The 26,533-nt window shown below is 39.2% G+C and carries 48 protein-coding genes and 2 pseudogenes; 24 read left to right on the top strand and 26 right to left on the bottom strand.

The window, feature by feature from the left end; translation table 11 throughout:
* Positions 1-9: 9 nt before the first annotated feature.
* Complete coding sequence (gene fliD, locus GWI97_RS14605) at positions 10-1,428, bottom strand: flagellar filament capping protein FliD (protein WP_036935785.1); 1,419 nt, start codon at positions 1,426-1,428, stop codon at positions 10-12.
* A 387-nt stretch (positions 1,429-1,815) separates the two neighbouring features.
* On the opposite strand from fliD, the gene GWI97_RS14600 reads away from it, so the two are divergent.
* Complete coding sequence (locus tag GWI97_RS14600) at positions 1,816-2,928, top strand: FliC/FljB family flagellin (RefSeq protein WP_036935787.1); 1,113 nt, start codon at positions 1,816-1,818, stop codon at positions 2,926-2,928.
* 448 nt (positions 2,929-3,376) lie between these two features.
* Positions 3,377-3,718 (top strand): annotated as a pseudogene (locus tag GWI97_RS14595) (flagellin N-terminal helical domain-containing protein); the annotation flags it as partial.
* A gap of 42 nt (positions 3,719-3,760) precedes the next feature.
* Here GWI97_RS14595 and GWI97_RS14590 read toward each other — a convergent pair.
* From GWI97_RS14590 to GWI97_RS14510, 20 genes are all read right to left on the bottom strand, one after another.
* Positions 3,761-4,807 carry a tyrosine-type recombinase/integrase gene (locus GWI97_RS14590; protein ID WP_161752125.1) on the bottom strand — a complete coding sequence of 349 codons (1,047 nt, stop codon included), beginning with the start codon at positions 4,805-4,807 and terminating at the stop codon, positions 3,761-3,763.
* Positions 4,711-5,019, bottom strand: coding sequence for a hypothetical protein (locus GWI97_RS18285; protein WP_202609437.1), 309 nt, complete (start codon positions 5,017-5,019; stop codon positions 4,711-4,713). Before GWI97_RS18285 ends, GWI97_RS14590 begins: the two co-directional genes overlap by 97 nt.
* Before the next feature lie 402 nt (positions 5,020-5,421).
* Positions 5,422-6,024, bottom strand: a complete 603-nt coding sequence (locus GWI97_RS14585) for an MT-A70 family methyltransferase (protein ID WP_161752124.1) — start codon at positions 6,022-6,024, stop codon at positions 5,422-5,424.
* On the bottom strand, positions 6,011-6,238 hold the full coding sequence (locus GWI97_RS14580; RefSeq protein ID WP_161752123.1) for a hypothetical protein: 228 nt from the start codon (positions 6,236-6,238) through the stop codon (positions 6,011-6,013). Before GWI97_RS14580 ends, GWI97_RS14585 begins: the two co-directional genes overlap by 14 nt.
* Positions 6,235-6,573 carry a phage protein NinX family protein gene (locus tag GWI97_RS14575; RefSeq protein ID WP_161752122.1) on the bottom strand — a complete coding sequence of 113 codons (339 nt, stop codon included), beginning with the start codon at positions 6,571-6,573 and terminating at the stop codon, positions 6,235-6,237. The genes GWI97_RS14580 and GWI97_RS14575 overlap by 4 nt, the downstream gene beginning before the upstream one ends.
* 322 nt (positions 6,574-6,895) lie before the next feature.
* Positions 6,896-7,057 (bottom strand): hypothetical protein, encoded by a 162-nt coding sequence (locus GWI97_RS14570; protein WP_161752121.1) that lies wholly within the window; start codon positions 7,055-7,057, stop codon positions 6,896-6,898.
* 213 nt (positions 7,058-7,270) lie between these two features.
* On the bottom strand, positions 7,271-7,444 hold the full coding sequence (locus GWI97_RS14565) for a hypothetical protein (RefSeq protein ID WP_237585396.1): 174 nt from the start codon (positions 7,442-7,444) through the stop codon (positions 7,271-7,273).
* A 38-nt stretch (positions 7,445-7,482) separates the two neighbouring features.
* Complete coding sequence (locus tag GWI97_RS18280; protein ID WP_185966343.1) at positions 7,483-7,665, bottom strand: hypothetical protein; 183 nt, start codon at positions 7,663-7,665, stop codon at positions 7,483-7,485.
* Between the two features lie 67 nt (positions 7,666-7,732).
* The gene (locus tag GWI97_RS14555; protein ID WP_161752119.1) at positions 7,733-8,203 is read right to left on the bottom strand and encodes a single-stranded DNA-binding protein; all 471 of its coding nucleotides are present in this window, start codon (positions 8,201-8,203) and stop codon (positions 7,733-7,735) included.
* A complete protein-coding gene (locus tag GWI97_RS14550; protein WP_036976946.1) occupies positions 8,203-8,757 on the bottom strand; it encodes a hypothetical protein in 555 nt (184 codons plus the stop codon). Before GWI97_RS14550 ends, GWI97_RS14555 begins: the two co-directional genes overlap by 1 nt.
* Complete coding sequence (locus GWI97_RS14545; protein ID WP_161752118.1) at positions 8,757-9,581, bottom strand: PD-(D/E)XK nuclease-like domain-containing protein; 825 nt, start codon at positions 9,579-9,581, stop codon at positions 8,757-8,759. The genes GWI97_RS14550 and GWI97_RS14545 overlap by 1 nt, the downstream gene beginning before the upstream one ends.
* Positions 9,578-9,832 (bottom strand): hypothetical protein, encoded by a 255-nt coding sequence (locus GWI97_RS14540; protein WP_161752117.1) that lies wholly within the window; start codon positions 9,830-9,832, stop codon positions 9,578-9,580. The genes GWI97_RS14545 and GWI97_RS14540 overlap by 4 nt, the downstream gene beginning before the upstream one ends.
* Complete coding sequence (locus tag GWI97_RS14535) at positions 9,826-10,266, bottom strand: class I SAM-dependent methyltransferase (protein WP_161752139.1); 441 nt, start codon at positions 10,264-10,266, stop codon at positions 9,826-9,828. Before GWI97_RS14535 ends, GWI97_RS14540 begins: the two co-directional genes overlap by 7 nt.
* Before the next feature lie 32 nt (positions 10,267-10,298).
* Positions 10,299-10,553, bottom strand: a complete 255-nt coding sequence (locus GWI97_RS14530; protein WP_161752116.1) for a hypothetical protein — start codon at positions 10,551-10,553, stop codon at positions 10,299-10,301.
* Positions 10,554-10,560: 7 nt separating this feature from the next.
* Positions 10,561-10,716 carry a hypothetical protein gene (locus GWI97_RS18275; protein WP_171455270.1) on the bottom strand — a complete coding sequence of 52 codons (156 nt, stop codon included), beginning with the start codon at positions 10,714-10,716 and terminating at the stop codon, positions 10,561-10,563.
* 55 nt (positions 10,717-10,771) lie between these two features.
* Positions 10,772-11,713, bottom strand: a complete 942-nt coding sequence (locus GWI97_RS14525) for a cell envelope biogenesis protein TolA (protein ID WP_161752115.1) — start codon at positions 11,711-11,713, stop codon at positions 10,772-10,774.
* 74 nt (positions 11,714-11,787) lie between these two features.
* Positions 11,788-11,931 (bottom strand): hypothetical protein, encoded by a 144-nt coding sequence (locus GWI97_RS14520; RefSeq protein WP_161752114.1) that lies wholly within the window; start codon positions 11,929-11,931, stop codon positions 11,788-11,790.
* Position 11,932: 1 nt separating this feature from the next.
* Entirely contained in the window at positions 11,933-12,232 is a 300-nt protein-coding gene (locus tag GWI97_RS18270) for a hypothetical protein (protein WP_202609436.1), read from the bottom strand.
* Positions 12,233-12,245: 13 nt separating this feature from the next.
* The gene (locus GWI97_RS14515) at positions 12,246-12,608 is read right to left on the bottom strand and encodes a hypothetical protein (RefSeq protein WP_237585395.1); all 363 of its coding nucleotides are present in this window, start codon (positions 12,606-12,608) and stop codon (positions 12,246-12,248) included.
* Positions 12,548-13,090, bottom strand: a complete 543-nt coding sequence (locus GWI97_RS14510; protein WP_161752113.1) for a hypothetical protein — start codon at positions 13,088-13,090, stop codon at positions 12,548-12,550. Before GWI97_RS14510 ends, GWI97_RS14515 begins: the two co-directional genes overlap by 61 nt.
* A 608-nt stretch (positions 13,091-13,698) precedes the next feature.
* Here GWI97_RS14510 and GWI97_RS14505 point away from each other — a divergent pair.
* Positions 13,699-13,884: a hypothetical protein gene (locus GWI97_RS14505; protein WP_161682884.1), complete on the top strand. Its 186-nt coding sequence runs from the start codon at positions 13,699-13,701 to the stop codon at positions 13,882-13,884.
* Here GWI97_RS14505 and GWI97_RS14500 read toward each other — a convergent pair.
* The 4 genes from GWI97_RS14500 to GWI97_RS14485 all read right to left on the bottom strand — a co-directional run bounded on the left by GWI97_RS14500 (position 13,881) and on the right by GWI97_RS14485 (position 15,841).
* Positions 13,881-14,033 (bottom strand): hypothetical protein, encoded by a 153-nt coding sequence (locus tag GWI97_RS14500; protein WP_161752112.1) that lies wholly within the window; start codon positions 14,031-14,033, stop codon positions 13,881-13,883. The genes GWI97_RS14505 and GWI97_RS14500 overlap by 4 nt on opposite strands.
* A gap of 14 nt (positions 14,034-14,047) precedes the next feature.
* On the bottom strand, positions 14,048-14,335 hold the full coding sequence (locus GWI97_RS14495; RefSeq protein WP_161752111.1) for a hypothetical protein: 288 nt from the start codon (positions 14,333-14,335) through the stop codon (positions 14,048-14,050).
* Positions 14,336-14,729: 394 nt separating this feature from the next.
* Complete coding sequence (locus GWI97_RS14490; protein ID WP_161752110.1) at positions 14,730-15,137, bottom strand: hypothetical protein; 408 nt, start codon at positions 15,135-15,137, stop codon at positions 14,730-14,732.
* A 26-nt stretch (positions 15,138-15,163) separates the two neighbouring features.
* Positions 15,164-15,841 carry a LexA family protein gene (locus GWI97_RS14485; protein ID WP_161752137.1) on the bottom strand — a complete coding sequence of 226 codons (678 nt, stop codon included), beginning with the start codon at positions 15,839-15,841 and terminating at the stop codon, positions 15,164-15,166.
* 78 nt (positions 15,842-15,919) lie between these two features.
* Between GWI97_RS14485 and GWI97_RS14480 the strand changes: the two genes are divergently transcribed.
* The 19 genes from GWI97_RS14480 to GWI97_RS14395 all read left to right on the top strand — a co-directional run bounded on the left by GWI97_RS14480 (position 15,920) and on the right by GWI97_RS14395 (position 24,973).
* Positions 15,920-16,147 (top strand): helix-turn-helix domain-containing protein, encoded by a 228-nt coding sequence (locus tag GWI97_RS14480; protein WP_109391285.1) that lies wholly within the window; start codon positions 15,920-15,922, stop codon positions 16,145-16,147.
* 132 nt (positions 16,148-16,279) lie between these two features.
* Positions 16,280-16,615, top strand: a complete 336-nt coding sequence (locus GWI97_RS14475) for a CII family transcriptional regulator (RefSeq protein ID WP_123822243.1) — start codon at positions 16,280-16,282, stop codon at positions 16,613-16,615.
* A 133-nt stretch (positions 16,616-16,748) separates the two neighbouring features.
* Positions 16,749-17,570: a replication protein gene (locus tag GWI97_RS18425; RefSeq protein ID WP_228407725.1), complete on the top strand. Its 822-nt coding sequence runs from the start codon at positions 16,749-16,751 to the stop codon at positions 17,568-17,570.
* Positions 17,570-18,295: an ATP-binding protein gene (locus GWI97_RS14465; protein WP_161752109.1), complete on the top strand. Its 726-nt coding sequence runs from the start codon at positions 17,570-17,572 to the stop codon at positions 18,293-18,295. The genes GWI97_RS18425 and GWI97_RS14465 overlap by 1 nt, the downstream gene beginning before the upstream one ends.
* A 17-nt stretch (positions 18,296-18,312) precedes the next feature.
* The gene (gene rdgC / locus GWI97_RS14460) at positions 18,313-19,224 is read left to right on the top strand and encodes a recombination-associated protein RdgC (protein WP_161752108.1); all 912 of its coding nucleotides are present in this window, start codon (positions 18,313-18,315) and stop codon (positions 19,222-19,224) included.
* Between the two features lie 19 nt (positions 19,225-19,243).
* A complete protein-coding gene (locus tag GWI97_RS14455) occupies positions 19,244-19,447 on the top strand; it encodes a hypothetical protein (protein WP_161752107.1) in 204 nt (67 codons plus the stop codon).
* 10 nt (positions 19,448-19,457) lie between these two features.
* Positions 19,458-19,679 carry a hypothetical protein gene (locus GWI97_RS14450; RefSeq protein WP_036935835.1) on the top strand — a complete coding sequence of 74 codons (222 nt, stop codon included), beginning with the start codon at positions 19,458-19,460 and terminating at the stop codon, positions 19,677-19,679.
* Positions 19,666-19,878: a hypothetical protein gene (locus GWI97_RS14445; protein ID WP_161752106.1), complete on the top strand. Its 213-nt coding sequence runs from the start codon at positions 19,666-19,668 to the stop codon at positions 19,876-19,878. Before GWI97_RS14450 ends, GWI97_RS14445 begins: the two co-directional genes overlap by 14 nt.
* Positions 19,875-20,102, top strand: a complete 228-nt coding sequence (locus GWI97_RS14440) for a hypothetical protein (protein ID WP_146027063.1) — start codon at positions 19,875-19,877, stop codon at positions 20,100-20,102. Before GWI97_RS14445 ends, GWI97_RS14440 begins: the two co-directional genes overlap by 4 nt.
* A complete protein-coding gene (locus GWI97_RS14435; protein WP_161752105.1) occupies positions 20,099-20,287 on the top strand; it encodes a Lar family restriction alleviation protein in 189 nt (62 codons plus the stop codon). The genes GWI97_RS14440 and GWI97_RS14435 overlap by 4 nt, the downstream gene beginning before the upstream one ends.
* 149 nt (positions 20,288-20,436) lie before the next feature.
* A complete protein-coding gene (locus GWI97_RS14430) occupies positions 20,437-20,880 on the top strand; it encodes a YbcN family protein (protein ID WP_161752104.1) in 444 nt (147 codons plus the stop codon).
* 2 nt (positions 20,881-20,882) lie between these two features.
* The gene (locus GWI97_RS18265; protein WP_036976910.1) at positions 20,883-21,200 is read left to right on the top strand and encodes a hypothetical protein; all 318 of its coding nucleotides are present in this window, start codon (positions 20,883-20,885) and stop codon (positions 21,198-21,200) included.
* A gap of 35 nt (positions 21,201-21,235) precedes the next feature.
* Positions 21,236-21,652: a hypothetical protein gene (locus tag GWI97_RS14425; protein WP_161752103.1), complete on the top strand. Its 417-nt coding sequence runs from the start codon at positions 21,236-21,238 to the stop codon at positions 21,650-21,652.
* Positions 21,630-21,773 carry a protein NinF gene (locus tag GWI97_RS14420; RefSeq protein ID WP_161752102.1) on the top strand — a complete coding sequence of 48 codons (144 nt, stop codon included), beginning with the start codon at positions 21,630-21,632 and terminating at the stop codon, positions 21,771-21,773. The genes GWI97_RS14425 and GWI97_RS14420 overlap by 23 nt, the downstream gene beginning before the upstream one ends.
* Positions 21,745-22,338 carry a recombination protein NinG gene (locus GWI97_RS14415; RefSeq protein ID WP_161752101.1) on the top strand — a complete coding sequence of 198 codons (594 nt, stop codon included), beginning with the start codon at positions 21,745-21,747 and terminating at the stop codon, positions 22,336-22,338. The genes GWI97_RS14420 and GWI97_RS14415 overlap by 29 nt, the downstream gene beginning before the upstream one ends.
* A gap of 340 nt (positions 22,339-22,678) precedes the next feature.
* Positions 22,679-23,179, top strand: coding sequence for an antiterminator Q family protein (locus GWI97_RS14410; RefSeq protein ID WP_161752100.1), 501 nt, complete (start codon positions 22,679-22,681; stop codon positions 23,177-23,179).
* A 635-nt stretch (positions 23,180-23,814) separates the two neighbouring features.
* Complete coding sequence (locus GWI97_RS14405; RefSeq protein ID WP_049199107.1) at positions 23,815-24,120, top strand: phage holin family protein; 306 nt, start codon at positions 23,815-23,817, stop codon at positions 24,118-24,120.
* Positions 24,117-24,521 carry a structural protein gene (locus GWI97_RS14400; RefSeq protein ID WP_161752099.1) on the top strand — a complete coding sequence of 135 codons (405 nt, stop codon included), beginning with the start codon at positions 24,117-24,119 and terminating at the stop codon, positions 24,519-24,521. Before GWI97_RS14405 ends, GWI97_RS14400 begins: the two co-directional genes overlap by 4 nt.
* Positions 24,518-24,973: a lysis protein gene (locus tag GWI97_RS14395; RefSeq protein ID WP_161752098.1), complete on the top strand. Its 456-nt coding sequence runs from the start codon at positions 24,518-24,520 to the stop codon at positions 24,971-24,973. The genes GWI97_RS14400 and GWI97_RS14395 overlap by 4 nt, the downstream gene beginning before the upstream one ends.
* A gap of 310 nt (positions 24,974-25,283) precedes the next feature.
* On the opposite strand, the gene GWI97_RS14390 is transcribed toward GWI97_RS14395, so the two are convergent.
* Positions 25,284-25,706: a hypothetical protein gene (locus tag GWI97_RS14390; RefSeq protein WP_161752097.1), complete on the bottom strand. Its 423-nt coding sequence runs from the start codon at positions 25,704-25,706 to the stop codon at positions 25,284-25,286.
* A gap of 61 nt (positions 25,707-25,767) precedes the next feature.
* Between GWI97_RS14390 and GWI97_RS14385 the strand changes: the two genes are divergently transcribed.
* Both GWI97_RS14385 and GWI97_RS14380 read left to right on the top strand, forming a co-directional pair.
* The gene (locus tag GWI97_RS14385) at positions 25,768-25,965 is read left to right on the top strand and encodes a hypothetical protein (RefSeq protein WP_161752096.1); all 198 of its coding nucleotides are present in this window, start codon (positions 25,768-25,770) and stop codon (positions 25,963-25,965) included.
* Positions 25,966-25,967: 2 nt separating this feature from the next.
* A pseudogene (locus GWI97_RS14380) lies at positions 25,968-26,171 on the top strand (terminase small subunit); the annotation flags it as partial.
* Positions 26,172-26,533: the final 362 nt, after the last annotated feature.

Below are 26,533 nucleotides of genomic sequence, written 5' to 3'. Positions count from 1 at the left end.
TTTTAAAAATTACATTAATAAACGGCCGATTGAGGCACTAGAGTTAGTCATGGAGTTGATCATTTTATCTAACTGTTGGAACTGGTTTTTATAACGTTCCATCGTGGCAGCAATATTGCGTTCCGTGTTTTTAATTTGACTATCTAATGTTTTCTTGCGTTTTTTTACACCGTCAGTGGCAATATCCAATGTACCATCATTAGATTGCAGCGTTTTTTTCAGGTAATTATAGGTTTGAGTACCAAAACCGGTTTCTTTACCATCACCCATAAAAAATTCTTTAACGTTAGCGGGTTTTTCTTTTAATGCTTCATCCAGTTTTTTGCTATCGATATCTAAAGAGCCATCAACCTTAAATTTAATCCCCATTTTATTGAGGGTGTCTAGATCTGATGTATTTTGTGAGCTTGTAACAAAACTCTTTAGTTCAGACATAATCATACGGCTGGTGGTATCGCCAAGTAATACGCCATTATCTTTAGACGCGGTTTCACCTTTATCTACTTGCGTATATTTAGTCAGAGATTTATAAGTACTGTTTAATTCGTTATAAGCGTCTGTCCAAGCTTGGATAGCTTTTTTCATTGGCTCAATATTACGAGCAACAGTCACGATTTCAGGTTTATCGGTTTTGTCTTTATTATCAAAGGTCGTTTTTTTAAGATTTAAGATGATCCCTTCAGGTGCATCTTTAATCTCATTAGTCTGACGCTCAATTTCAATACCATTGATCGTTAATTTGGCATTATTTGCTTCAACGATTTCCTGCATTGCGCCAGTTTTACTGCTTGAAGAGTAGCTAATGAAATTATTAAGTTCGTCATCTCCTTCCACTTTTATGGTCATTTCTGACTCAGTACCTTCTTTACGAGAAGTGAGTACTAAGTGGTTAACACCATCTTTAGCTTTAACGATAGTTGCTGAAACATTTCCCTCTTTTTTATTGATTGCATCGCGCAATTCAATCATAGAAGTTTGATCGTCAGTTAACTCAATACGTAATGGTTTTTCTTCACCTGGTTGGGTAATTACTAAAGTACGATTGTTACCTTCACCTAATGTTTTTCCAATAGGTATTTTTACATCATTTACAGCTCTGGATTTTAATGTTTGTGCATGAGCAAGCTCTTTAATAGATACGGTATAGTTACCAATACTGGCTTTACCATCCGTCGTCACTTTAAAGGCGTCAAACTCATCATCAACTTTTGTTGCAACAATTTTATCGAATTTTTTTAAATCTTCTGATGCTTTTTGTAACTTATCAAGTTGGCCACGAATTTTACCATAAGCGGTAATTTTCGCTTCGTAGCTTTTCATCTGTTTATCAAGGGGTTCAAGGCGTTTATTTTCCGCCGCCTCTAATTGTGCCAATGTTTGGTTAAGAGGCATCCCTGAGCCCACGCCTAGTGAAGCAATACCAGCCATACCGGTCTCCTTTCTGTGTTCGTAAAATAATCCTCAAAAACCGTTATCGGTAGAATCGGCGAAAAGTTTACGTCTATTTGGTATTTTTGATGACGTAAACAGGATGCCATATAGAAGCCTTTTATTGGCATTGGTGACCAAAGTCGAATTTAGAGGAGAGAAAAAAAGGTTTAGGCGAAAATTGATAAAAAATAAATAAAAAAATAATAAATTAATTTCTTTATTTATCATTGGTTTGATGTGAATTCTATAAAAAAACGCAGAAATATTTGTAGGAAAAGTTAAAGGTTGTATGTGGGGTGCCGATAAACTTGTTGCCGGTGATTAACACCGAAAATGAATAGGCAAACTTTTATTTTATCGACTTGATTTTAAAGGAATCTAGCTATGGCACAAGTCATTAATACCAACTATCTATCTCTGGTAACTCAAAACAACCTGAACAAATCTCAGGGAGCTTTAGGAAGTGCAATCGAGCGTCTGTCTTCTGGTCTACGTATCAACAGCGCGAAAGATGATGCTGCAGGTCAAGCGATTGCTAACCGTTTCACTTCTAACGTAAATGGTTTAACTCAAGCTTCACGTAATGCGAACGATGGTATCTCTATCGCTCAAACTACTGAAGGTGCGCTGAACGAAATCAACAACAACTTACAACGTATCCGTGAGTTAACAGTTCAAGCTAAAAACGGTACTAACTCTAACTCAGACATCACTTCAATCCAGAACGAAGTTACTGAGCGTTTAGCAGAAATCAACCGTATCTCTGAGCAAACTCAGTTCAACGGCGTTAAAGTACTGAGCGGTGAGAAGTCAGAAATGACTATCCAAGTAGGTACTAACGATAAAGAAGTTATCAAATTTAACTTAGATAAAGTTGATAATGATACTTTAGGTGTTTCAAGTGACAAACTGTTCACTGAAACAACAGTTTCTAAAGGTGAGAAAAAAGCAAGTGCTGATGATGCTGATATTGCTGATTTAGGTGTTGCTGGTGGTACTGCATTAAAAGCTGGCTTAACAGTTAAAAAATACGAAGAAGACGGCGCAGTTGTTGCTGGTAAATTCGTTGCAACTGAAGGTGGTAAAAGTTACTTAGTTTCTGCTTCTGACTTTGAAGCGGATGGTGCTACTGCAACTCAAATCAACTTAAAAGCAGGTTCAGCGGTTGCTGGTAACGAATTTACTGCAGTTGCAGGTAAAGACGTTAAAACTTTAGACGTTAAAGATGATGCTCTGGCTACTTTAGACAAAGCTATCAACACAATCGATGAAAGCCGTTCTAAATTAGGTGCGATTCAAAACCGTTTTGAATCTACTATCAACAACCTGAACAACACGGTTAACAACTTATCTGCTTCACGTAGCCGTATCTTAGATGCTGACTATGCAACAGAAGTTTCTAACATGAGCCGTGGTCAAATCCTGCAACAAGCGGGTACTTCAGTACTTGCTCAAGCAAACCAAGTACCACAAACTGTTCTGTCTCTGTTACGTTAATTCGTACTCTGACACAAAAGATACCTTTCTATATTCAAAAGGTCCTCGTAAGAGGGCCTTTTTTTGTTTTTGTGTTGAAAAGTATTTATATTTTTTCTTCATCTATTCAGTTACATGCTTATGTATGTAGCTAGACGTTTTTAAGAAATAGATTCACTGGCCACTTAGTTCTGCACTTTGAATTATTTAGAATATAGGTTCTCAGTCTATTATATTTAAACCCACTTTTTTTTAGTTTTATTTTTTCTCTCAATCTCTTTTACTTTTTTCTGCAATCAATTACTTCTTATAAATTAACTGACTGGCTTTTTTTGCTATTTTCGCGACGCCAAAAATCGTAAAACCCTCGAAATTGATGACGATAGTGTTTAGGCAACGTTATTACAGCGACGTAATAACAAACCTATTCATTGAAAAGTATTTTAAAATCAAGTCGAAGGAAAATATTATGGCACAAGTTATTAATACCAATTACTTGTCACTGGTCACTCAAAATAATTTAAATCGTTCACAAAGTGCATTAGGTAATGCAATTCAACGTTTATCTTCTGGCTTACGCATTAATAGCGCTAAGGATGATGCGGCGGGTCAAGCGATTGCAAACCGTTTTACTTCTAATATTAAAGGCTTAACTCAGGCTTCGCGTAATGCGAATGATGGTATTTCCATAGCCCAAACCACAGAAGGGGCATTGAATGAAATTAATAATAACTTGCAACGTATTCGTGAATTAACAGTGCAAGCAAAAAATGGTTCTAATTCAGATTCCGACATTAAATCTATTCAAGATTGCGTTTTACGTTAGATGATGAGTAATATTAATTTATATTAATCAGCCAGTTAAAAGAGTTAGATGTGGCTTTTTTCTGGCTTCATTCTTCGAGTGTGTCGAAATTGTGACGCGCTCACTGTATTTGGTTAAATGCTCGCCACTTAAATGGGCATACCTCTTAACCATTTCTAATGTTTCCCATCCTCCCATTTCTTTTAATACCATTAATGGTGTTCCACTCTGAGCATGCCAACTTGCCCATGTGTGGCGCAGGTCATGAAATCTAAAATCTGTTAACCCAGTTAATCTAACTGCCCGTTCAAAATCTTCAAGACCGATAGATCGTTTTCTTTTTCCTGTTCTCGTAAATATATATTCAAATTCTCTTGGGATATTGCGTAAAATATTTACAGCATCTTCATTTAAAGGGAGAGGGCGACCTCGGTTAGATTTTGAGTTTTCAGGTGTTACTATTGCAATCCCTCTATCTAAGTCAACATTGCTCCAGGTTAGGGATAGCAACTCACCTCGTCTTGCTCCAGTTAATAATGCCAAGCTAACTAAGTCTTTCATCCACTTTAGCTTTAGATTATCAATAAGCTCAATTGCCACTTCCTTTTCGATCCATCTAACCCTGACAACCGGTTCTCTAAACGATGGAACATGCGGTTTTTCTTTTATCCATCCGCTTTTGTGTGCTAATGAAAATGCCCTCATAATAAATGAACGATACCTGTTTTTGGATGCGTTAGAGAGTTTTCTCTTTGTTTTCGTACTATATACAGGCAGTGAGTTCGTGATCTCATCACTGGTAATAGTGGATAGTTTTCTTCCCTTGAAAATAGCTAGGAAATACCTTGCATTAGTTTGTGCATTTGCAAAACTTCGATGACTCTCGGCGTTTCTTAGCGCCAAAATCATCATCTCATCGAATGTTCGTTCTGGCGATTTATCTAATTTGTCTATCTGCCACAGGTCGTACTTTAATTTATCGTGATACTCCTGAGCTTTCACCTTGTTCGTGGTGCCAGTAGATCTCCTAATTCTTTCTCCACTTGGAGATGTGACATCAATCCAGAACGTATTCCCTCTTTTGTAGATCGGCATTTTGAATTTCTCCTGCCACCGACCACAGCCAGCCGGTAAACATTATTGTCATTAAACTGCGCCTGTTCAAACTTTTTCAGGCTATCCTTGCTAGCTCGCCATGAACCACCTACCTTAAACATGTAATATTTTGGTGGGTTTTTATAGATAGTTGATGGTGAGAGCTTTAGCTTCCCTGCAAGCTCTTTCAATGTCATGCAGTCATCTTCCATTCTTCTCTTCCTTTTGCAGATTTCTGATGTATTGGCACATAACATCTTTGGTGTTGTACTTTGTGTGATTTAGAGGCTTAAACTTTGGTGTGTATTTATCGAGGATCTGAGTAGTTAGCTTATCGTTGGGTATTCCGTGGCTTCTGAGTTCGATTAAGCATTCCTTTGCTATCTGCCGTCGTGCATTTTCTAATGCAATACTATCCATTCTTCCGTTTATGTTGTTCATGGTCATCACCACAATCTTTACTGCAATATGCACTATTAGGTGAGACAGGTTCTTCGTGACACCAAATGCACATTCCGTTATATGATTTAATTGCAGGTTTTCTATTAAGTAATGAAGCTTGAATATGTAATTCGTTTATTTCGTTGGCTGAGTCGATAATATCCATAATTCACCTATATTAATTGAATGCTTTCTTCTGCTTGGTCGCCATATACATCCCAATCACCGTATTTCTCACGAGCAAATAATTCGAGTCGAGGAACATCTCCATATAATTCCTCCAAACGATGATGTACCTCTTTTGGCTTTTCGCTATGCTCACCAAGACATGAATAAATAACTTGCCTAACACTTGCAGACTTACGAGGTAATCCATTTCCTCTTGTGGCTATTAAACACATTTCGATATTTTGACGAGTGTAATTACCGCAATTAATTTTCGTCTCATTGTTTAATATTTTCATGAAATCAAAGAAATCCTCTGGTGGTTTTTTATTTATTCTATCTCCTGCATTTTTATTTAATTTAACCCACGCGAACCCGAACATATTCTTTACTTTAAAATCCCATGATTCGGCTAATTTAATTGCTTCGAGTGCAAAGTTGCCTGTGTACCACATAAACAGTACGGAATTTTTAGAAGAGTGTTTTTCTATTGGTAATCGAGAAAGGGAATATAAATCTGTGGTGTTGTAATGGTTATCTGCTGCGCCATTTGAAACTTTGTTGTTATATTGCCAAGGCGGGTCAGCTAGAATCAAGTCATACTTTTTCATTCTCAGTTCCACTATCACTTATATAAAACGGCAGTCCATCAGCTTCCATTGGCTTTATATTGGTAAATTTACAGGGAAATAGCATTCCATCAAATTCATTAACCATCGTTAATGCTTGCTTAGCTTGTAATGCGATAATATGTTTAGGGAGCACTATTTGATATGTGACACCGTCAATTAAAACTAACGTCGTCATTGCTTGAACTTGTCTCATTGATTATTCTTCGCATCCTTGATTAATAAAAATAATTCCATGGCCTTGCGATAAAAATTATCATTGTAATTTTCCAATCCATTCCACACGCTTAACTCTGGGTATTTAGCGCAACTAACATCCCACGCTATTCCATCATGAGTTATAGATATGAAATTATCTTTAATAATCGGCATTGCGTCGGACGGGTTATTGCATGGGTCGAATATATCGTCATTAATAGTTACTCCGTACTGGGTACATTCAACCTCATACTCATACTCATCCTCACCAAAAACCTTTTCAGCAACCTTTTTATTAATCTCGAAATCAGAGAGTTCGGTGTATTTATTCATTATCAGCCTCTAGTATTTCGTTAATAGTATTTCTGATGTCAATTAAGTCTTGTTTTGTCACATCCATATTCCAAGATGGAGTGTTTAGAATAAAACAATCCTTTGTTGTAGGTTCAATCTCAATACAATCTTTGTAATTCTATAAGCCAGCATAATACTTATCTTTCATTCCACACCTCACCACAAACAACATTAACATTCCTCACTGACATTAAATATTCAGCACGTTTATTGCATTCCGATTGCGTGTATATATCTTCCGCAATAGGCACAGCAGAACCCTGTATTAACATGAGTAATACATATCCGATTATTTGCATGGTTATTTAGTTTTATATGTGTGGGCTACTTTGAATTTAGAGTTTAAGCTATTAGCTCTTTTTTCCGCATCTACAATTGAAATAAATCCTTTTTCAATCATATTTCCATTTAATAAAATAACTGGTTTACCGTTAATTAGTTCGGCTCTGTATTTTTCATTCATTTTTTATTTTCACTCCGTTGCTGATTAATATATCTCTGCACATATTAAGACCTGTATTTATACCATCTTCATATGAGTAAAATTTAGGTTGATGTTTATATGGCAATTCAACCTCCAAACTCTCGCGTGATGCTTTCCATATATCAAACGGAGAAATATCTTATAAATCATTTCCGTCAGACCATTCCTCAAATTGCTGCCTTGATTTATCCATCACTCCACCTTATTCAATATATCAAACCCTAACTTTGTTAATGTCCAGCCAATGATTGTCTGTCTAATTAAACCTTTTTTCTCAAAAGACTTAAGTGTTCTACCATCAATTCCAGCGCCAAACTTATCTCTCACAATATCCAGTGTTTTAATTTGCTTGCCTGTTAATTTCATATTCATTCCTCTTCATTGCATCCCTGTGAGTTAAATTATCATGCGAACTTTGGTAGCTTATTACCTGTAAGTTCCTCTGCGTCCTTCATAAAGTCGGTGGCTTGCTCTTCCATTCCAACGCCGAAATCATATTTATGAACCGCTTTAGCCATTAAAAAAGCGCCAGCAAAAAGAACTTCTTTCAACTTTGCGTTTTCTTCTTGTAACTGTTCAATAGTCATATCTATCTCCTGTTTGCATCCTTGCACTGAGTAATGGTTATATCCTTTAGTTAAACGGGTAGGGTGGTTAGAAGGGTATTTGATCATCCCAATCTTGAGGGGGGTCGTTTTGTGGTGCTGGCTTCTGAGGTTGTTGTGGTTGACCCCATCCTTGGTTTTGTGGTTTCTGGCTTCCTGCTTGATTACCACCGTTACCACCTAGCATTTGCATCGAACCGCCGATATTAACCACCACTTCCGTTGTGTATCGGTCTTGCCCGCTTTGGTCTTGCCATTTACGAGTTTGAAGAGAACCTTCTATGTATACCTGTGAGCCTTTTCTCAGATATTCACCTGCAATTTCGGCTAATTTTCCGAAGATGCACACTCGATGCCACTCTGTTTTCTCCTTCATTTCGCCAGTCTGCTTATCACGCCACGATTCCGATGTGGCTAGTGTGAGATTTGCTACTGCGCCACCTGATGGCATGTATCGAATTTCAGGGTCTTGCCCCAAGTGACCAATGAGAATACATTTATTCACGCCTTTACTTGCCATTATGTGTTCTCCATATCTGATTTATGGCTCTTGTAAACAACCTCTAGCTTCTCAAGATTTTCATCATCTCCTGAAAATTTATTTTTAAGCCACTGATATGATTTTTCGAAATGTTCTGGCGACATCTCGTTTAATTTTGATGTGAAATCGGCAAGCATCATTTGGTTTGTCAGTAGTTTTTTAACTCTATGCTCTGAGCGCTTACCTCTTGAAACAGAAAGCATCATTGAAAAATCAGACTCAATATCACTCATTGCATAAACTTTTATACCGCCAACAGCTACGCCACCAAACTTAACGGATGGATCTCCAATTATTGTTAAAGATTTTCCAACCCAGTCATGGCCGTTATTCCCCCACCCACCAATAAGAACCCTTCGCATAGATTTAGATGGTTTGTATGGTCTGCCGTCATAACCTACTAAGTCGATAAAAACAGGCTGATCTCTCGTACCTTCGCGAACGGATTTAATAACGGCGGTAATTGGTGTGGTTTGAACATCTTCAAAGTTAATCTGATCTGACTTTGGGATGATTGTGCGTGATAAGTCCATTAGAGAAATACCTCATCATCTAAGTATTCATCATCGAATAAGTAATTGGGAACATTGATTTCACTCGGTGGAAGAACTATTCCTTCAGTTCGTAGCGCTTCGTCATCAATGCATTCTTTAATTTTGCGTAATGCTTCGTGCATGTGCTTATAACCAAGCTCCAGCGATTCCGTGCCGATGTAATACATACAGTTGGTATAAGGTGGTTTATTTTGAAGCGCAAAGAAGCAAAACTGGTCTAACTCAATCCCTGTGGTTAGCTTTAAAACGTACAGATAAAAGGCTGCTTGAATATGGTAGCGATATTTACCAAACGCCTGACTAAAGCCTCGCTCTGTTGCATCCATGCAACTCTTTACATCAAGCGGGTAGGGTAGAGAGTCAGATAATCTATCAAAGCGACATTTAAGTCTTAGCCCTGTGATAGGGCATGTGGCAAACATCGATACTTCTGAATTCCCTTTTGTTGCCATGTAGTCCATAAAGTCGGTATTCATCCTTGCAGACTCAACCATCCTTGTTACCGTTTCCACTTCGCCATTTATAAAAATATTGTCAGGATTGCACACCTTAGCCAATTCTTTATATTCCTTTGACGCTCTGGTTTTGATGTCAGGGTTAAGAATGAATTCCTTTTCAAAAACATCAGGTTCAAGTAACGCCGCATGAATTGCAGTTCCTATATTTGCCGATTTACTTCCTTTAAATGGGTTAAAATATAAGTTTGCTGGGCTAATATTCATTGCCTTTACTGACGTTGATCCTATTGCCTCATCCTTGTGGTAATCCTCATTGCTTAAGTGATAGTGGATCCCATCTTTCATCCTAAAACCTCTTTATCTATCCCAATCTGTATTGCTGTTCTAATTCCATCTAAAACTGCATCCAGCGCTTGAGGGCTAATTTCAAATACAGGATTTAACTTCCTTGCTAAATCCATACATAACAGTTCTTCGGGTAGGCTATCCATAACCTCATCAACTGATATTTTCCCTTCCTGAGAATTAACAAACGCTTGTTTTTCCATTTGGCGTTCGTACCAGTCGTTTCTGAGTCCGTAGGTGTTGGTTAACATTCAACCTCCTTAAGAAAAGAGATCCAGTGCGTCTTATCATTTTTTCCTACACGCTGTACTGCTGTAGGTTTTTGGTCTGTTAGTGCTAAAATTTGCTTAACAGGAATTTGAGTTTCATTCCATTTGAACAGTAATGTCCCTCCGGGTCTAAGCACTCTAAATGCTTCACTAAACCCTTTTTTTAAATCTTCTCTCCATGAGTCTTTATTTAACGAACCGTATTTTTTAAATAACCAGCTATTTTTACCAACTCTAATTAAATGAGGCGGGTCGAATATAACTTGATAAAATTGACTGTCAGAGAAGGGGAGGTTTTTAAAATCAGCGATAATGTCTGGTGTGATATTTAACTTCCTGCCATCACATAAAATATGTTTCTCTACGCGGATGTCGCTGTAAATAGCTCTGTTATCTTCCTTATCAAACCAGAACATACGACTACCACAGCACATATCTAGAATCTGAGTCACGCAACCCTCCTTAGCAGAGCCAGCTTAGAAATAGGGGCATCCTTGCTTGCTTCATTGACAATCCTGTCAAACTCTTTCTTGTCGAACTGCATAATCCATTGCAGGGCTTCCACTGGATCGATTTCCGTTAATTTAGCCAGCTCACTGAAACTTCCCGTCTCAATACTGAGCTTGCTATTTTCGTCAAATTCCATGACTGTTTTGCCGTCTACTACCCGAGTTCCGTTCGAGTAGCTGTATGAAATTTGCATAATCACCTCAACTTACAAATGTTGGTATTACGCCAACGGTTGTCACAATGACCACAGCTAAACTGAACAACCATGGGCTTGTGCGTTTATTTTTACGTGCTTGAGGCGTAGTGATACGCACCGCCATGCAATCACGCATAGTGATGTAATATTCTGATTTCATTGTTACCTCGCTAGGTGAGCGATAGGGTGGTTATCTGGTGTTGGTGCGGTGGGTATTAGTAGTTCATTGTCATGTGGGGGATTTTATTACTAGCAACTAACTTAATAAATTCAGTCGCTAATTTTTCATCAAACCCGTTACTTACTAAGGCTTGTAATGTTTCTTGGTTATACTTGCGGCGATGTTCCTTATTAGCCTGACGTTTAGCTTCTTCCTGATGCTTACGTTCTTCTTCTGCTAATCGCACTTGTTCTGCTTCTTGTGCTTTCTTGCGCTCAGCTTCGATAGCTAATTGTTTCTCGCGTTCGGCTCGCTCCTGAGCTTCTTTAGCATCACGCTCTGCCTTTTCCTTAGCTTCTTTTGCTGCTTGCTCTGCACGTTGAATTGCTTCCTGCTTTTCACGCTCTGCACGTTCAGCGGCTTCTTTTGCTTCACGCGCACGTTTAGATGCTGCTTCAATTTCTTGCTGTGCTTTGCGTTCAGCTTCAAGTCTTGCCTGTTCCGCAGCTTGTCGCTTCATTTCTTCTTCACGAGCAATGCGCTGGCGTTCTTCTTCGGCTTTGCGTAAATCAAGCAACTCGTTCATTTGCAGAGCTTCTTCATGATCAACTTCGATTTGTTTCTTAAGCGCTTCGGCTTCTTCGCGAGCTTTTTCTTGTGCTTCCCACTCTGTTAGTGGCTTGCGAATATCTGTGCTTAATGCATCTAGTTCGTCACGAAATATCTTACGGCTAGCATCAACTTTTTTAGGTAGCTCTTTTAACTTATCGACAACCGCTTTACCTTCCTTGTCGATATACGTTTTTGTTTGAGCAACTTTGTACGCCAGAGATGCAAAAGCCTTTCGGTTTTTAGCTACTGAGAAATCACTGTCGAGTTCTTTTCGTTCTTCTTCTGCAAGAGACTTAATGTGCTCTAGCATCTGATTTACTTTTTCTGGTGCTGTAAACAAATCTAGCGCCGTAGCCTGTTCAATTACTACTAATTCATTTGCCATTTCCTATGTTCCTTATGTGCGTATTCCTCACTATTAATAGCGATATGAATGATTAAGTGGTGGGTTACTGCTGACTATTTGATGTGCTTAACTTGTTGGCGGGCAAACTTCTTTGTGTGGCCTTTAGCTATTAGGCGTTTAACTTGATACTCTCGGTTGAGTTTTTTAGCCTCTTTCGTATTATCAGGCTTAACTCCTCCGTTATATTTTTCGTTCATATCACCCCCTAGCCTTTAACATTGCATCAGCCATAACGTAGGCTTGCTTTGCATACAAATCAAAATCTCCTTTGCATTCTTCAAATACAACAGAGCCATTTAATGTGCCAATAATAGCCAACATACATTTAGCAGCGAAATAATCCCTAATCGTCATACCTGAACCGCCACAATCAGAGCTAACCCAACAGTCCTTACCTGAATCTAAAAATCCAGACTGAGGAAATGCATAACCACCAGTTTCTTTTTTCTCTGGCATCTTTCCCAGTAAGTCATCAATATAATCTTCCTTATCTGTCATACTCCCTCCTAAACTATTTCATCAGTCCATATTCATAATTGATATTGTTAAGGCTTTCCCTGTCTGACTCTATGTAGTAATCCCATGTCTCTTGGTCTTTATGCTCTCTGACCAATTGCCAATGCCAGCCTATTTTTGATTTAACTCTGCGAACTTTTCTTATTACAGTTTCGTCGCAATCGAATATGACACCATAGCCACTACCAAGACAGCTACGTAATACGCCAAGCTCAACACTAACAACTCTAAATAACTTCGGCATGGGTAGCTTTCCACTGTGGAAATCATCTATTGTCATACTCCCTCCGTTATTAACTAAATACGCATTGGCATAATCAATACCGATACTGGCTTGTAAGGATTGAATATGTCGCAAATGATAGCGTCTTGACCTGTTTTGAATTGAAGTTCGATAGCTGGCATTTTAGGGTTAACGTACTTTGCTATCTTCTGTAATTTGGCGAGAAATGAAACGTTAATACCTATTTTGAATGGTAAGTTTTCTTTCATTTTTCTTGTTTTTTCGATTAGCTTGTCGATGTGTGGGAAGTGTCCGTCGATAACACTACACATTGAAACACCTATTAGCGTATTTTCATCTGAAAACAGCCTAACAATTCCGTCATCAGTATCGAAAATTGCATAATCGAATTGCTTAGTTGGTAATTTACCCACTGACAAAATAACTTCATTTTCAATTTCGTTATCATGTTCGCCGTATGCCAACATGTGGCCATCTGTGCCAGCCACTTTTCCGTTAGGTAGAAAGCAGATACCGCAAATGTAGTAGCGAATATCTCTTATTGCCATACACTCCATGACAGCAAGTAGAGTGCCTCTATCTATCTTTAACTCCATCTCTATCTCCTATCTATTAATCAACTCACCACAGCCCACTAAGTAATAAGCTCTGGTTAGTTGCCCATATATCGTCATGGGCTAACGCTATTCAAGTCATGAACAGGATCCTGGCTTAATATTTATCTTTCTCTCAGTTTAGATTTGAACACTTACATAAATCCTCCGATTCAAACGGTGCTTAGTAAATATGGCGAGACCGATTTATCGCCTTTGGTTTATTGGTCTAAAAAAAGCTATCTCACCACAGCCCACAGAATGGACTGGGATTAGTTAACTAGGTTTGAGTCCTGTACTTTCTTTCTAACGCTGTGACTTGAGCTTTATTGAACCTAGCGTCATCCTCAGTTGCTATCTCAGATTCGCAACTGTCGCAAATTGAATATTTAGTGTTAATTACATGCTTAACTGAGTTAATCCTAACTTCTATTTCTTCCATCTCATGATGCAAATACCCCTCACCACATACGGGGCATAGTTCCTTTTTATCCATTAAATCCTCCTTTTGATGCCTGCTTTTAACCACATCAGGCGAGGTGGTTCCTTACTTTCCACAGTCAAGGAAAATTGATATATTGGTTATTCCACAGTCAATATAGGAATGTTTTATGTCAGATGTAGTAATTGATCCAAAAGAAAACCCTGAATTAGCGGCTCAGCAATTAGTTGTAGAATTGATTAAGGCTGAAAAAACAGCCATGATTAATGGAGCAGCGTCAAGATCAACAGTTGAGTCGATCATATTTGCTCACCAAAGTTTTACTAATTACTTTAAAAAACTTAAAGATAATTAATTGTCTTGATATAGCGTTATAAAAGCCACTGCCACAGAGCAAGCAAGTTCTTCTGCTTGCTCTTTATCTGGATTGTTATTAGTTATTAAACATGCCAATGTTTGGCTTGCAATCTCTTGAATTTTTACTGGTAACTCTTCAAATTTCATCTTACTTCTCCTATTTATCTCGCCGTAACCCCGAACTCACCGCTCGGCTGTTTTGTTTTAACTCCTGAAAATACTGCTACATTAGGTAAGCAACAGTTATCTCCACTTGGATAATGCTTTGTTGGTTTGAGAGAGAGAACAGGGCGTTCTGGTTTCTCAACGCCAAATATTGAATCCCATATTTCTTCCACTGAGCGGCTTGGTGTTTTTACTTCTTCACGTTTACGAGCTAGAAATGCAGCTCTGCGCTCATATCTACGTTGAGAGTAATTACTTCTTTCAATGACTTTTATCGTTGCCATATTTGCCTCCTAAGTGATCTTTGGTGATTGGCTGTGATGCAACTATCCACAATTCTCACTATCCTCATAGTGACAGAGCTAGCCAATCCCAAAAACCACTCAGTGGTGATTCAAGAATGCCTGAATCATTTCTTCCTAATTGTTAAAGAACTAAATCCGTTTACCTTTGGCTCCTTGCCTTTGATGAGTTATATATTGAACCAATAGTTCACATAAATCAAGAACCAAAAGTACAATATTTTATTATCATAGTGAACTTTTAGTATATTTTGTTGTTTTTAAAAGGTATTTATTTTTTGTAAATATTTAAAATTAGATCTTAATCACTAATTTATTTAGGCGGGATGAAAAAAATCCCTCATATAGAGGGATCAAATAAATAAAGAGAATGAGGTTAGTATGATGTGCAGTTAACGGTAGAGCCTAATTTTGTACAGTTCGTTGTTGTTACTGGTTTCTTATAAATGTTTTTCTGTTGTTGCCATAGTAACAGGCTTTGTTGTGCTGATATTGCTCTAATAGCCGAAGCGCCATTATCTTGTCTTATTTTTTCTGGTCCATATTCAATAAGAGAATTATTTTTAAATATAAACTTATAGTCGGCTTTATCATAAGACCAACCAGACATAAGCCTGTTAGCATAAATTAATATTTCATAATCATTGCTTGACGCATTCCCATCAGGGTTACCCATTATTGATATAACATTGTCTTTACTCATCCCAGAATGTATTGATGATATTTTGTCACCTGTTACACAGCCTGACAAAGCAATGATAATAATTAGAAAAAGTATTCTCAAAGCATCCTCTTTTTAATGATTGAAAGTTAGACAAATCTCATCATCATTTGAACCACAACACCAATAATTTTACAGTTACCATTTATAGTAATTGCGGGATAAGCAGGGTTTAGCGCTTTAAGATATTTAGCTCCATCCAAGACAAGTTTTTTGAATGTTGCTTCATTCGTATCGGTAAGCTTAGCTATTACCAAACTTCCATTTATAGGTTCTCTTCCTGTATCAACTAGAACCAATGATCCTTCAGGAATACTGATGCCCGTTGGCGCTGTCATTGAGTCTCCCTCAACCTTAAGCCAAAATGCAGAACCCTGAACAGCAACTTCAGACTCATACCATTCATCGATCTCGCTAAGCGTATATGGCTCACAGGCTTCTGTCCAATTACCAGCCTGAACAAAGCTAATTACAGGGTATTTAGGGGCTGGTCTATAAGGTCTTGGATTACTAACATTTGCATTATTTACATTTTCCTGACCGTGTTGCAACCAGACTATATCCACTGAAAGTAATTTAGCTAACTTATTCATCACCTCCTGTCTTGGTAGTGATTCAGCATTAAACCATTTACTAACAGCCTTGGTTGTTACGCCAAGTTTGTTAGCTATTTCTGTCGCTTTGCCATGGTCATCAAAACCAGCATCTCTTGAAGCCTGCGCAAGCCTCTTGGCAAATAGTTCACGCACGTTATTAATTTGTACCATACGTTCAATAATAAACATCTTGAAAGGAACTGTCAGTTCAACTAATATATGTACTGAAAGTTCATTAAGGAGACTTCTATGCACGATTTAAGGGAGCCAATTAAACAGATTGGCGTTGCAGAAGTAGCAAAGGCATGCGGAGTAAGTGAGCGAGCTGTTTATAAATGGATTGATAACGGTTTTCTACCAAAAACAGAGTTCTTTGGAAAAACCAATTATGCAAAAACAATCCAAACCCTATCCAAAGGGAAAATAAAAGCTGAAGACTTACTAGCCATTAGCCAAAAAAAATTACTTGCTGCTTAGTTTTAATCGCTCTTTAACATCACTAACCCGCTCTAGGCGATCTTGGAGCAAACAATCCGCTCATATGGAATGAGCCACGGATCATTACTGCTGTTCCCAATATGGGAAGTAATCTAAGAAGGAATTTAACAAATGGAATTATCAAACGAACGCAAATTTCGAGAAATCGAATCAAAAATCATGAAAGGGATACTTGTTACTGGCGCTAGAGAAGTAGCGAAAAGAACGGGTATTCACGAATCACAAATATCTCGCTGGCAATCTCAACAATCTAAAACGCAATTAAGCTTCATACAACGTTGTGCAAGGCTTTTAGTTGCTATTGGGTATGAGACGCCAGATGACACAGTGATATTGCAAGGTGATGAGGCTAGAGCGTTAATTCAAATGCTTGAACACGTCAAAGCACCAAAAAGAAAAGCCCCAGCGGTAACTGAGGCTTCTCAACAAATGGACTTAACCATTTAGACTAACAAATACACTGTATCAATAACCAGTATTAAAGGGAAGCTGATTTTGAGCTTTCCTTTTGCTGATACAGCTAATTAATGGAGTAATTATATATGAATTCTGTTTACTTAACAAACAGATGGAGGTTGCTATGACAGTAGTCAAGAACATTGATTTTGTTAACAAGCAACTGATACCAGACAAACCAGAGGTTAAAGTGGCTGATCTTGATAACGGCTACTTACGGGTAGCTAATGAAATTCAAGATGCTTTATGCGAACTCCAGTTAGCAGGTAGAGAGTGGCAGGTTCTTAATGCCATTATTCGGCTTACTTGGGGGTGGCAAAAGAAAGAAGACCGCATTCAAAACATCTTGATTGAAGAGAAAACAAAATTAGGACGCAATCCTGTATCTGAAGCGGTTGGCTCTCTTGAGTCGCGGAGAATAATTAACGTTAGAAGAATAGGGCAAAACAGATACATTTCTATCAATAAAAACACCTCAGAATGGGTATACACGAAAACAAGGAAAACTATCCCCGAAAACGAGGATAACCATCCCCGAAAACGTGTAGCGGTATCCCCGAAAAAGGGGATCACCAAAGACACTATACCAAATACAGTAAAAGATATTAAAACCCCTATATCCCCTAAACAAAAATCTACGCCTAAAAAACAAAGTTTCGATCCGCTTAGCGTAGATATACCCAGCTGGTTAAATCCTGACACTTGGAGAAATTGGGTTGGGTACCGAAAGGAAATTAAACAACCGATAAAATCTAAGCGAACTCTCGATGGGCAAATAAAACTTCTTACTGAGTGTTATGAGCTGGGTTTTTCACCTGAAGAAATAATCAATAACTCGGTTACTAACGGCTGGCAGGGATTATTCAAGCCTAAAACGCCATACCAACAACCTAATCGAATTATTCAACCTAGCCAAACTCAAGAATTCATACCGGAGAACTTCTAATGACAGCAACGGCAACACTGGCACGATTAAAACGCATGATGCCAGAACACATCAAGCCAAAGTTCTCAACGGCTGAAGAACTTATGGCATGGCAACGAGAGCAGGGTGAAGTTGACTCTAAGCGGATCGCAGATGAAAACCGTGTAACTCGATTGAATAAGATTATGGGGCGTTCTGGTATCAGCCCATTACACCAAGAATGCACATTTTATAATTACCAAGCCACAAACGCTGAACAGCAAAAAGCACTTCACAAAGCGAAAAAGTATGCCGAGGAATTCGGGCAGTCATTCGGTGGTTTTATTTTCAGTGGAAACCCTGGCACTGGGAAAAATCACTTAGCCTCAGCAATTGGTAATTACATCATTCAAAACGGCAAAAGTATTCTGATTGCAACACTACCAGACTTGATGATGAAAGTGCGTGACACATACCAGAAAGACGCAAAAACAACAGAGTCAAAACTGATTGATGATCTGTGCGAGGTTGATTTACTTGTTCTTGATGATGTTGGTGTTCAGCGTGAAAACAAAAACGAGGAGTTAATTATTTTCCAAGTGGTTGATCGCCGTTTAGCTAACAAAAAACCGGTTGGAATATTAACAAATCTTAAATTTGATGAACTTGGTCGCGTTCTTGGTGAGCGAGTCATTGATCGACTGAGAATGGGAAATCCAACAACAATCAATTTCACATGGCAGAGTCATCGCCGTCTAGTTAAATAAATTCTAAGGAAATAAATATGAACTTTATCAAAAATGCGATTGTATATCGTATGACTCGTGACATTCAAATTTCAGCAGAACAACTTGAAGAGGCATTAAAAACTTTAGCATTTACACCATGCAGTAGCCAAGATATGAGTCGCTCTGGTTGGGTGTCACCACTTGGTAATCACGGTGAGATGTTAACTCACGTTGCTGGCAATCAGATTTTACTCTGCCTCAGAAAAGAAGAAAAAATATTGCCATCGACAGTTATCAAGGAAACTCTACAAGGAAAAATTGAAAAACTCGAAAGTGAGCAAGGTGTTAAGCTGAGAAAGACAGAAAAAGCGACATTAAAAGATGAAGTCATTCACTCTCTCTTACCTCGCGCATTCAGTAAATATTCTCAAACTCAGATCTGGATTGACTTGGATAAGCAAAGAATTATCGTTGATGCCAGTAGTTCTAAACGCGCAGAAGATTCACTTGCGTTACTTCGTAAGACATTGGGCTCATTGCCAGTAATTCCACTTCACACCGAGCAACCAGTCGAGCTAACACTTACCGAATGGGTTCGTAATAATGATACTCCAGCAGGATTTATGCTTCATGACGAAGCTGAATTAAAAGCGGTGTTAGAGGAAGGCGGTATTGCCAAGTTTAAAAAGCAAGATTTAGCTTCAGACGAAATTGCCACTCATATTGAAGCAGGAAAATATGTCACTCAGTTATCTATGGATTGGCAGGATCGCATCAAATTCACGTTAACCGATAGTCTTATGCTTAAGAAAATCAGCCTATCTGATGTTTTGAAAGAGCATAACGACGACATTCATCATGATGATTATGCTCAACGATTTGATGCTGATTTCATTCTGTTTACTGGTGAATTTTCCGTGCTGATCGATGAATTAGTGTCTGCGCTAGGTGGCGAATATAAGGCTTAACACGCAAGAGGATTTTTAGATGAACTTACTAACACATACCGTCACCAAGGTTTTAGGTGATCCGGTTCGTCACACTTACAAATCAGATGATGGAACAGAAAATGAATATTACCTAACACCAGTCGAGTGTGATTGCTGGGGTAATATTTCTAATACGAAAGTGATGACAAATACTCTTGAGAAAGCCAAGGCGATTAAGGTTGGCTATGAGTGGGAGTCGTGAGGATTTTTAGATGAAAGGAACAGAATTTAAAAAGTTGATGTGGCTCTACGCTGATGAAGCAATGATACGCAAGCGTAGATATGTGAGAGGCGGGAAAAAGACAGCAGATCGCAATCGAAAAATGCACAAGCCATATCGTTGTGAAAAGGTTATGAATCGACTTTTAAGAATTGATTCTGATGCGTTTGTTAAAAGACTAAACCGAAAGGAGGCATCTAATGCAGGGAACTAATTGGGTTAATTTTGAAGCAGAAAAACCGCCAGTATCACATACAGAATTGGTTATCGAAAATAAGTCAGGAAAAAAGCTTGTTGCCAGATATTTATCAGGTGACTGTTTTGGTGGTGATTTTGGTTTTTATGATCACTACGACAATCCAATACGTGGTTTTAAGTGTGTTAGGTGGCTGGCATTGCCAGAGGGTGAATGATGGAATCACCACTTGCGCGAATGATTAAGCAACAGGTATTCGATGCCAATGTCGACAGGCTTGTAGCGCTCAATGATGAGCAATGGGATTTCATACTTAATGACCAAGATAAATGCGCATGGTCTGGCGGTCATTATTACGGACATGATTATCATGAGTGGGAAATTTTCATAGCTCACGATATCAAATATGTGAAAACAGGATTACGGGAGCCATTGTTATGAACGAACTCAAGAAATGCCCGTTTTGCGGATGTGACCGGATTTTTGTCGGCACGTATGATTATGAAGAATTTGGCGATAAAACATACTACAAGGCAGAGTGTAATTCATGCGAAGCGGAGACGGGATTTAAGGATAGCAAGCAGAAAGCCATAGCAGCATGGAACAGGAGAGCTAACAGTGAGTGATAAGTTAAAGTGTCGTCGTTGCCGTAAGGTTTCAGAGATGAAGGAGCTTAAGAAAGTACAGAAAAATGACTGTGTTGTTTTAGTGTGTCCTTACTGTAATTGCAGAAACTTCAACAACGTGTTTCTGGAAAAATGAATAGGAGGTTAATTTGGAAGCAGATTTCCTCTTCCACGAATCAACCAAAACCGCAGCATGGCAACACCTCAAAGAAGTTCTAGCAACAAACCAACCACACCGAATCATTATCAAGCCTTGGAAAAACAAGCGCTCACTATCTCAAAATTCCACTTTTCATATGTGGTGCACAGAGATAAGCAAATACCTGCGTAAGAACAACGCCAATTACACACCAGAAACCGTTAAGGAGATGCTTAAGCATACATTCCTTGGTTATGAGGTGGTCGATATGATTGACGTTACTACACAACTTACAGAGCGCGTAAGGACGCTTCGAAAAACATCAAAACTTGATACAGGTGAAATGTTCCATTTTATGGAGCAGGTTGAACGCTGGGTGGTAGGTATAAATTGTTTCGTGACGATACCTGATAACAGTGAGTATATGAAATTGAAAAGGGAGCAGGACAAATAATTATGGCTAAGAGAAATAACGCACTAGAGAACATGAAAAAGTGGATGGAAGTCATTCCTCAATGCTTGCAAACAGAAAGCCAGAAAACCTTTGAAGATGAAGTCGTTAGTCTTGAGTTGGAAATGACTAAAAAGAAGTTTGTGAAAAGAGGTTTTCTACCTCCTGAATTTAAAAGTGAAAGTGAAAAGCGTAGGTGGCTAGAGGCAGTGGTTGAGCTGGAGCGCCTCGATAAAAAATTGAATCGAGCGCAAAAAGAGGTAGAGCGTTTAGAAGAAAGTCGCCGTGAGCACATTAACCGCAACAACTTAAACAGGAAGTGATTATGACTGAAGAACAATACAGGACTTATGCGCAGGTGATAGTTGTTGGTCGTGAATTTATCTCGTTTAATCACAACACTATTTCAGCAGTAACAGGTTTAACACCCGCAAGAGCAGGAACAATTCTAAGAAAGTTACTTGCATTCCAGTGTGTAGAGCATGTCGAAACAAAGAGCCGTAAACGCACTCGCCCAATTAATAACTATGCAGTTACAGACGATGCAATTACTAGACTGAGAAGTCAGTTTGAAAAAGAGCGATTGGCTAACCTTCCACTTTTCCCAAAAGCAAAGAAAGTTGAAGCAAAGAAGCCTAGGAAAGTGCTGGATGATTTTATGTGTGGATTGTCATTTGTCGATAAAGCCAACGTCTCAGGCATGGGTAATCCGATGTTGATGAAAATAGACTCGTTACTCAAAGGAGTTCGCAATGAACTGCATGTCATGCAATAGACAGCTAACAGATGATGAAATTTATGTGTGTAGCAAATGTGCTGATGAATGCGCTCATTTGGAAGTGATGGATAAAATCAAAGGAGAGGGAGATGCAGAAGATAAGTCGACGGCGCTGTAAAATATGCCGAGAATGGTTTATTCCAAGGCAGAGTTTTCAAAATTGGTGTAGCCCGGAGCATGGATTTGAATTATCCGAGCAACGAAGGAATAAAGATAGAGAAAAAGCATTAGCAAAACTTAAAAAGGAGAAACAGAAAAAAGAACGAGAAGAAAAAGACAAACTCAAATCCCGCAAGTTAGCAGTAAAACCCCTCTCATATTTCACAAAACAAGCACAGACCGCATTCAACGCATTTATCAGAGAAAGAGACAAGGATGAGCCTTGCATCTCGTGTGGTCGTTTTCACGAAGGTCAGTATCACGCAGGGCACTATCGAACCACCGGTGCTAACCCAGAACTTAGGTTCGATGAAGATAACTGCCATAAGCAATGCGCCCCATGCAATAACCATTTATCGGGAAATATCGAAAATTACACACCTCGACTAATAGAGAAAATTGGTCAGGAACGTTTCGATCGGCTGATGGGTTCTCATGAATTGCCAAAGTGGAAACGCGAGGATTATGAGCGGATACGTGATCACTACCGAGCCAAGTTAAAGGAGCTAAAGAATGACTCCTGATGCATGGTTTGCAGTTATAACTTGGGGGATTTTATTGTTTGTTTGGATTCCTTACAACTACCTCAGGTATAGGCGAAATATACGGATAGCAAAAGCAAAAAGAAGAGCTTACATATTCGCATCTAAGTATAGAACGGTAAAGGAGCTGAAAAATGTTCACTGACTTAATCGCAGCTATTGAAGAAGCCAGATATTTAAAATCCAGATCAGGCGGTCGAGTTAACTTCTGTGTAATCCAGATTGCTGAATGCATGGAAGTATTATGCGGGCTGATGGATGGTGTAAGGGTTTTATATACAACCGCGAATGATGATTATCACACAGTATTACCGGAGGCGAGATGAGCTATATCGGAGAAAAGGAATTAACGGATGAGCAATTTCGCTGGCTAGATGGATGGTTAGAGCTTTGGGGTGCATGGGTTCAATCAGGTCGGTCTGGACGCATGATAAACATGATTTATAAGTTTATGAAGACGGTCGAACCGAATACAGCCCCATCAAGACCTATGTGCAATGACGATGAAGGAATGTTGATTTCTCAGGTCGTAGATTCAGTCATCGCCACTGACACACAGGCTTATGGAATATTACTCAGTTATTACGCTCACGGTTCATCTAAGTTGTCGATTGCATCTTACTATCACCGAGTTGCAAAACCACGCAAAATGCAAACGAGAGGGGGAAATAGATTTAAAAAGCCATCACTTGGAACTTGCAGAAATGATGTTGATGCAAAACTCAAAGCTGCACAGTGGTTGTTATACGAACCTCTGCGAAATGCAATGAATAATCGCAAACGTGTGGCTAAAGTGAAGAAAATAACTGAACTTTGCTATTGACTTATAATATCAAATTAGCAATACTAATCAGGTAAGTTGCTTTACGTGACTCTTAAGTTTACTTACCTCATTCAAGACCTCGCTACGGCGGGGTTTTTTGTTATCTGAACTCAGTCATTGGCTGGGTTAAAAAATATACACACTCTTCATTTTGGAGAGTTGTGTGATTAGGGACACCTGATGATGTTTTGGTCGACGGATATCTGGTGTCCATTTCTATTCGTATGTATCAAGAAAAGAATAACAAGGCACGTTCGTCATCTGTGCTTTTAGGGCGGGATTAATTGTTTTTTCATCGGTCTGTCGCCAAACAAATGCCGAAGAAATTAACAATTAATCCCGTTTCGTTTTCTAATCTGGTGTAATTCCACCATTTTAATTCCCCTGAATTCGAGGGTTTTGGTTCCCTCATTGATGAGGGTAGCATAGGTTAAGTTATTGATACTTATACAAAGTGCTTATTTGCATTGTGGTAATCCAACTCTCCGGAATTACCGGATAGTTCACATTCAGAAGATCGCTTAGGCGGTCTTTTTTCGTATATGCCGACCACAGAATCAATCACAACACCTCACGTTCACACAAGAGCTGTGAGTCGGCGTTCTATTAACTAATTCCTCCAGAAAGGAGGCGGTATGACACGAATGGACGAGAAAGACAAATTCAGTGCCACCGCATGGGGTGTCATATTCGCTATATCCCTATACGGCGGATTGGCTAGATACATTATTGACAATAAACGTAATGGCTATCGGTGGAGCTGGGTAGGAGCAATTATGCAAATGTTCGTATCTGGCTTTGCTGGAATGATGGGGGGTCTTATATCAATAGAGCTTAACGCCTCATTCTACTACACGTTATTTACGGCTGGCTTATGTGGTTCCGCTGGCTCTTTAGCATTGGACTTCTTCTGGGATAAATTTACAGGGGGTAAGAAATGACTAGACCAGCACGCGGTGAGCGCAATAACAATCCGGGCAACATTCGACACGGTTCAAGATGGCAAGGACTATCAGCACAGCAAACAGATCCGAGCTTCTGCCAATTCGTATCACCTGAATACGGTATTCGGGCCATCTATAAATTGCTGCAGACATACCAAAAGAAATACGAACTCAACACTGTCGAGTCAATTATCGATCGGTATGCGCCACCAAATGAAAACAACACTACTGGCTATATTAATCGAGCAGCTAAAGATATTGGCGTTAGTGTAAACGAGCATATTAACGTTTCATCTAAACCGGTTGCTATTGCATTGGCCACAGCGATTGTAGGTGTTGAGCTTGGGTATCAGCCATACAGTCAGAAAGTCTTTGAAGACGCTTGGTTGTTGTTATGAGTAAATTAACATCTTGGGTTCCAATAGTTTTATTTAGCATCATGCTAGCTTCTTTATACCTTGTTACTAAATCAGTAATAGAGCTAAAGAAAGAAAACCAATCACTCACTGAACAACTATCCCAACAAGTCGAAATCAACAAAGACTATCAATCCCGTATCAATCGATTAAATCAACTCGATATTCGTTACTCACAGGAGCTAGCCAGTGCAAAGAATGAAATTGATGGGTTGCGTGATGATATTCGCAATGGCTCTAAGCGGGTGTACATCAAGGCCGAGTGTCCAGCAGTCACCAAGAATTCCACCGAAAGCGGAAGCGATGAAGCCACCGCACGACTTAACAAAGCAGTTGAACAAGATTATCTACGTCTCAGAGAAGTGATAGTCGAGAACGAACAGCAAACTTTGTATTTGCAGAACTACATCAACACTGAATGCCTCGCTCAATAGCGGGGCTTTTTAATGGAGAAATATCATGGCAGTAGAAGGTTCAGATAATCCAGTTAAATTCCGTGAAGAGCTGGATAAAAGCATTCCAAAAGAATAAAAAAGCCCAGCACGGGAGGCTGGGCAATACTAACAATATATCAATCAAAGTGTAGCGATAGCTACTTAGTATAGCTTAAGTAAATATATATATCAGCAATTAGATAAGTCGTTTATCCATTAAGGAGAGTGATCATATCTTGACTGCTAGGAACAGACTAGAAGCGGCCTGATTAACGTAGTGATACGTGATGATGGTTGCGAACGGTTACTGTTAGTCGCCTGTATATATTGGCTTGGTGCAAGTGGCTTCCATCACAGACATTCCAGGGGATGATATGAATTCAATTATTACTTTTGTATCTCTGCCGCGAAGTAATGTAAGCCTTGTATCGTGACCCATCCAATAGAATTCTTTGTAATAAGGCACCCCGAATTGAGACGAGTACGCCCCTTTTACCTTCATGACGTAGGTCGGGGGTGGCATATGACTACTGTTTTTAGCTGGCGTTATCTTGAGAATTTGTGTTGCATTTGATTTATAAACAGAAAATGTCTGGCTATCCTCACTTTTTTTTGGGGTGCCGTCTTCGGAGTAATTGACCCAGGAACACTCCATTTCAAATATCAGGGTTTCTTCTGTTGCGTTAGCACACACTGTGAACGGTATAAGTAAAGCAAAAAGATACTGTTTCATGATGCCTCTATATCACTGCAAATATCGTCTTACGACAAGATTATCACAAGAAGAACTAACTATGACTGAAAAATACGAAGTCACAGCAACCAAAAAGGACGGCACGACATATCACGGATTGATGACAACGAAAGAGCCGCGCATTACTAACGGGCTGATTAGTATCGCTGGTACAGATGGCTCATGGACATATATCTCACCGGATGAAATCAGCGATATCAGATACATTCCGGTGGCTGAGGAAAAGAGTAAGGAATAATTATGGCTAGGCCGGACTGGAGCGAGCTACAAAAACAGTTCCTGTCTGACCATGCCGCTACAGGGATATCACCGAAAGAGTGGTGCGAGTCTCAGGAGTTGAATTACGCAACCGCTCGCAGGCATATCAAAAAACCAACTGCGCAGAAAGGTGCGCAAAGTGCGCAAACCGAAACCCGACCAGTGCGCAATGCGCAAAAGCGCAAAGTAACAAATCATCCTCCGTTTGCGCCCGGTAACAGAGCCGCAGTTAAGCATTCAGGGTATTCAAAGTACATGCCTGACTCTGACGAGTTATTTGAGGATGCCGCCGGACTGGATTTAATCCAAGAATTGCTTTTTATCCGCGCGAGGACGCTTTCAGTAACAAAGGTTCTTGGCAAATTACGCACTGACTTTGAGTCGGCGGAAGATGCCGAAGTGCGCAGCGAAATAGCGCGGCAGCTGGTCAATACTGAACAGGCATTAGACCGGAATATTGCCCGGATAGAGTCGCTGGAGCGGACTATATCAACGCTTGGCCTGGATAAAGAAAACCTGCTTAAAATTATCGCAGATACTAAATACCG

The sequence above is a fragment of the Proteus sp. G2300 genome (genome assembly GCF_009915965.1).
Classification (GTDB): Bacteria; Pseudomonadota; Gammaproteobacteria; order Enterobacterales; family Enterobacteriaceae; genus Proteus; species Proteus vulgaris.
Note: the sequence above shows the minus strand (reverse complement) of the source record. Positions and strands in the feature narration are given on the sequence as shown.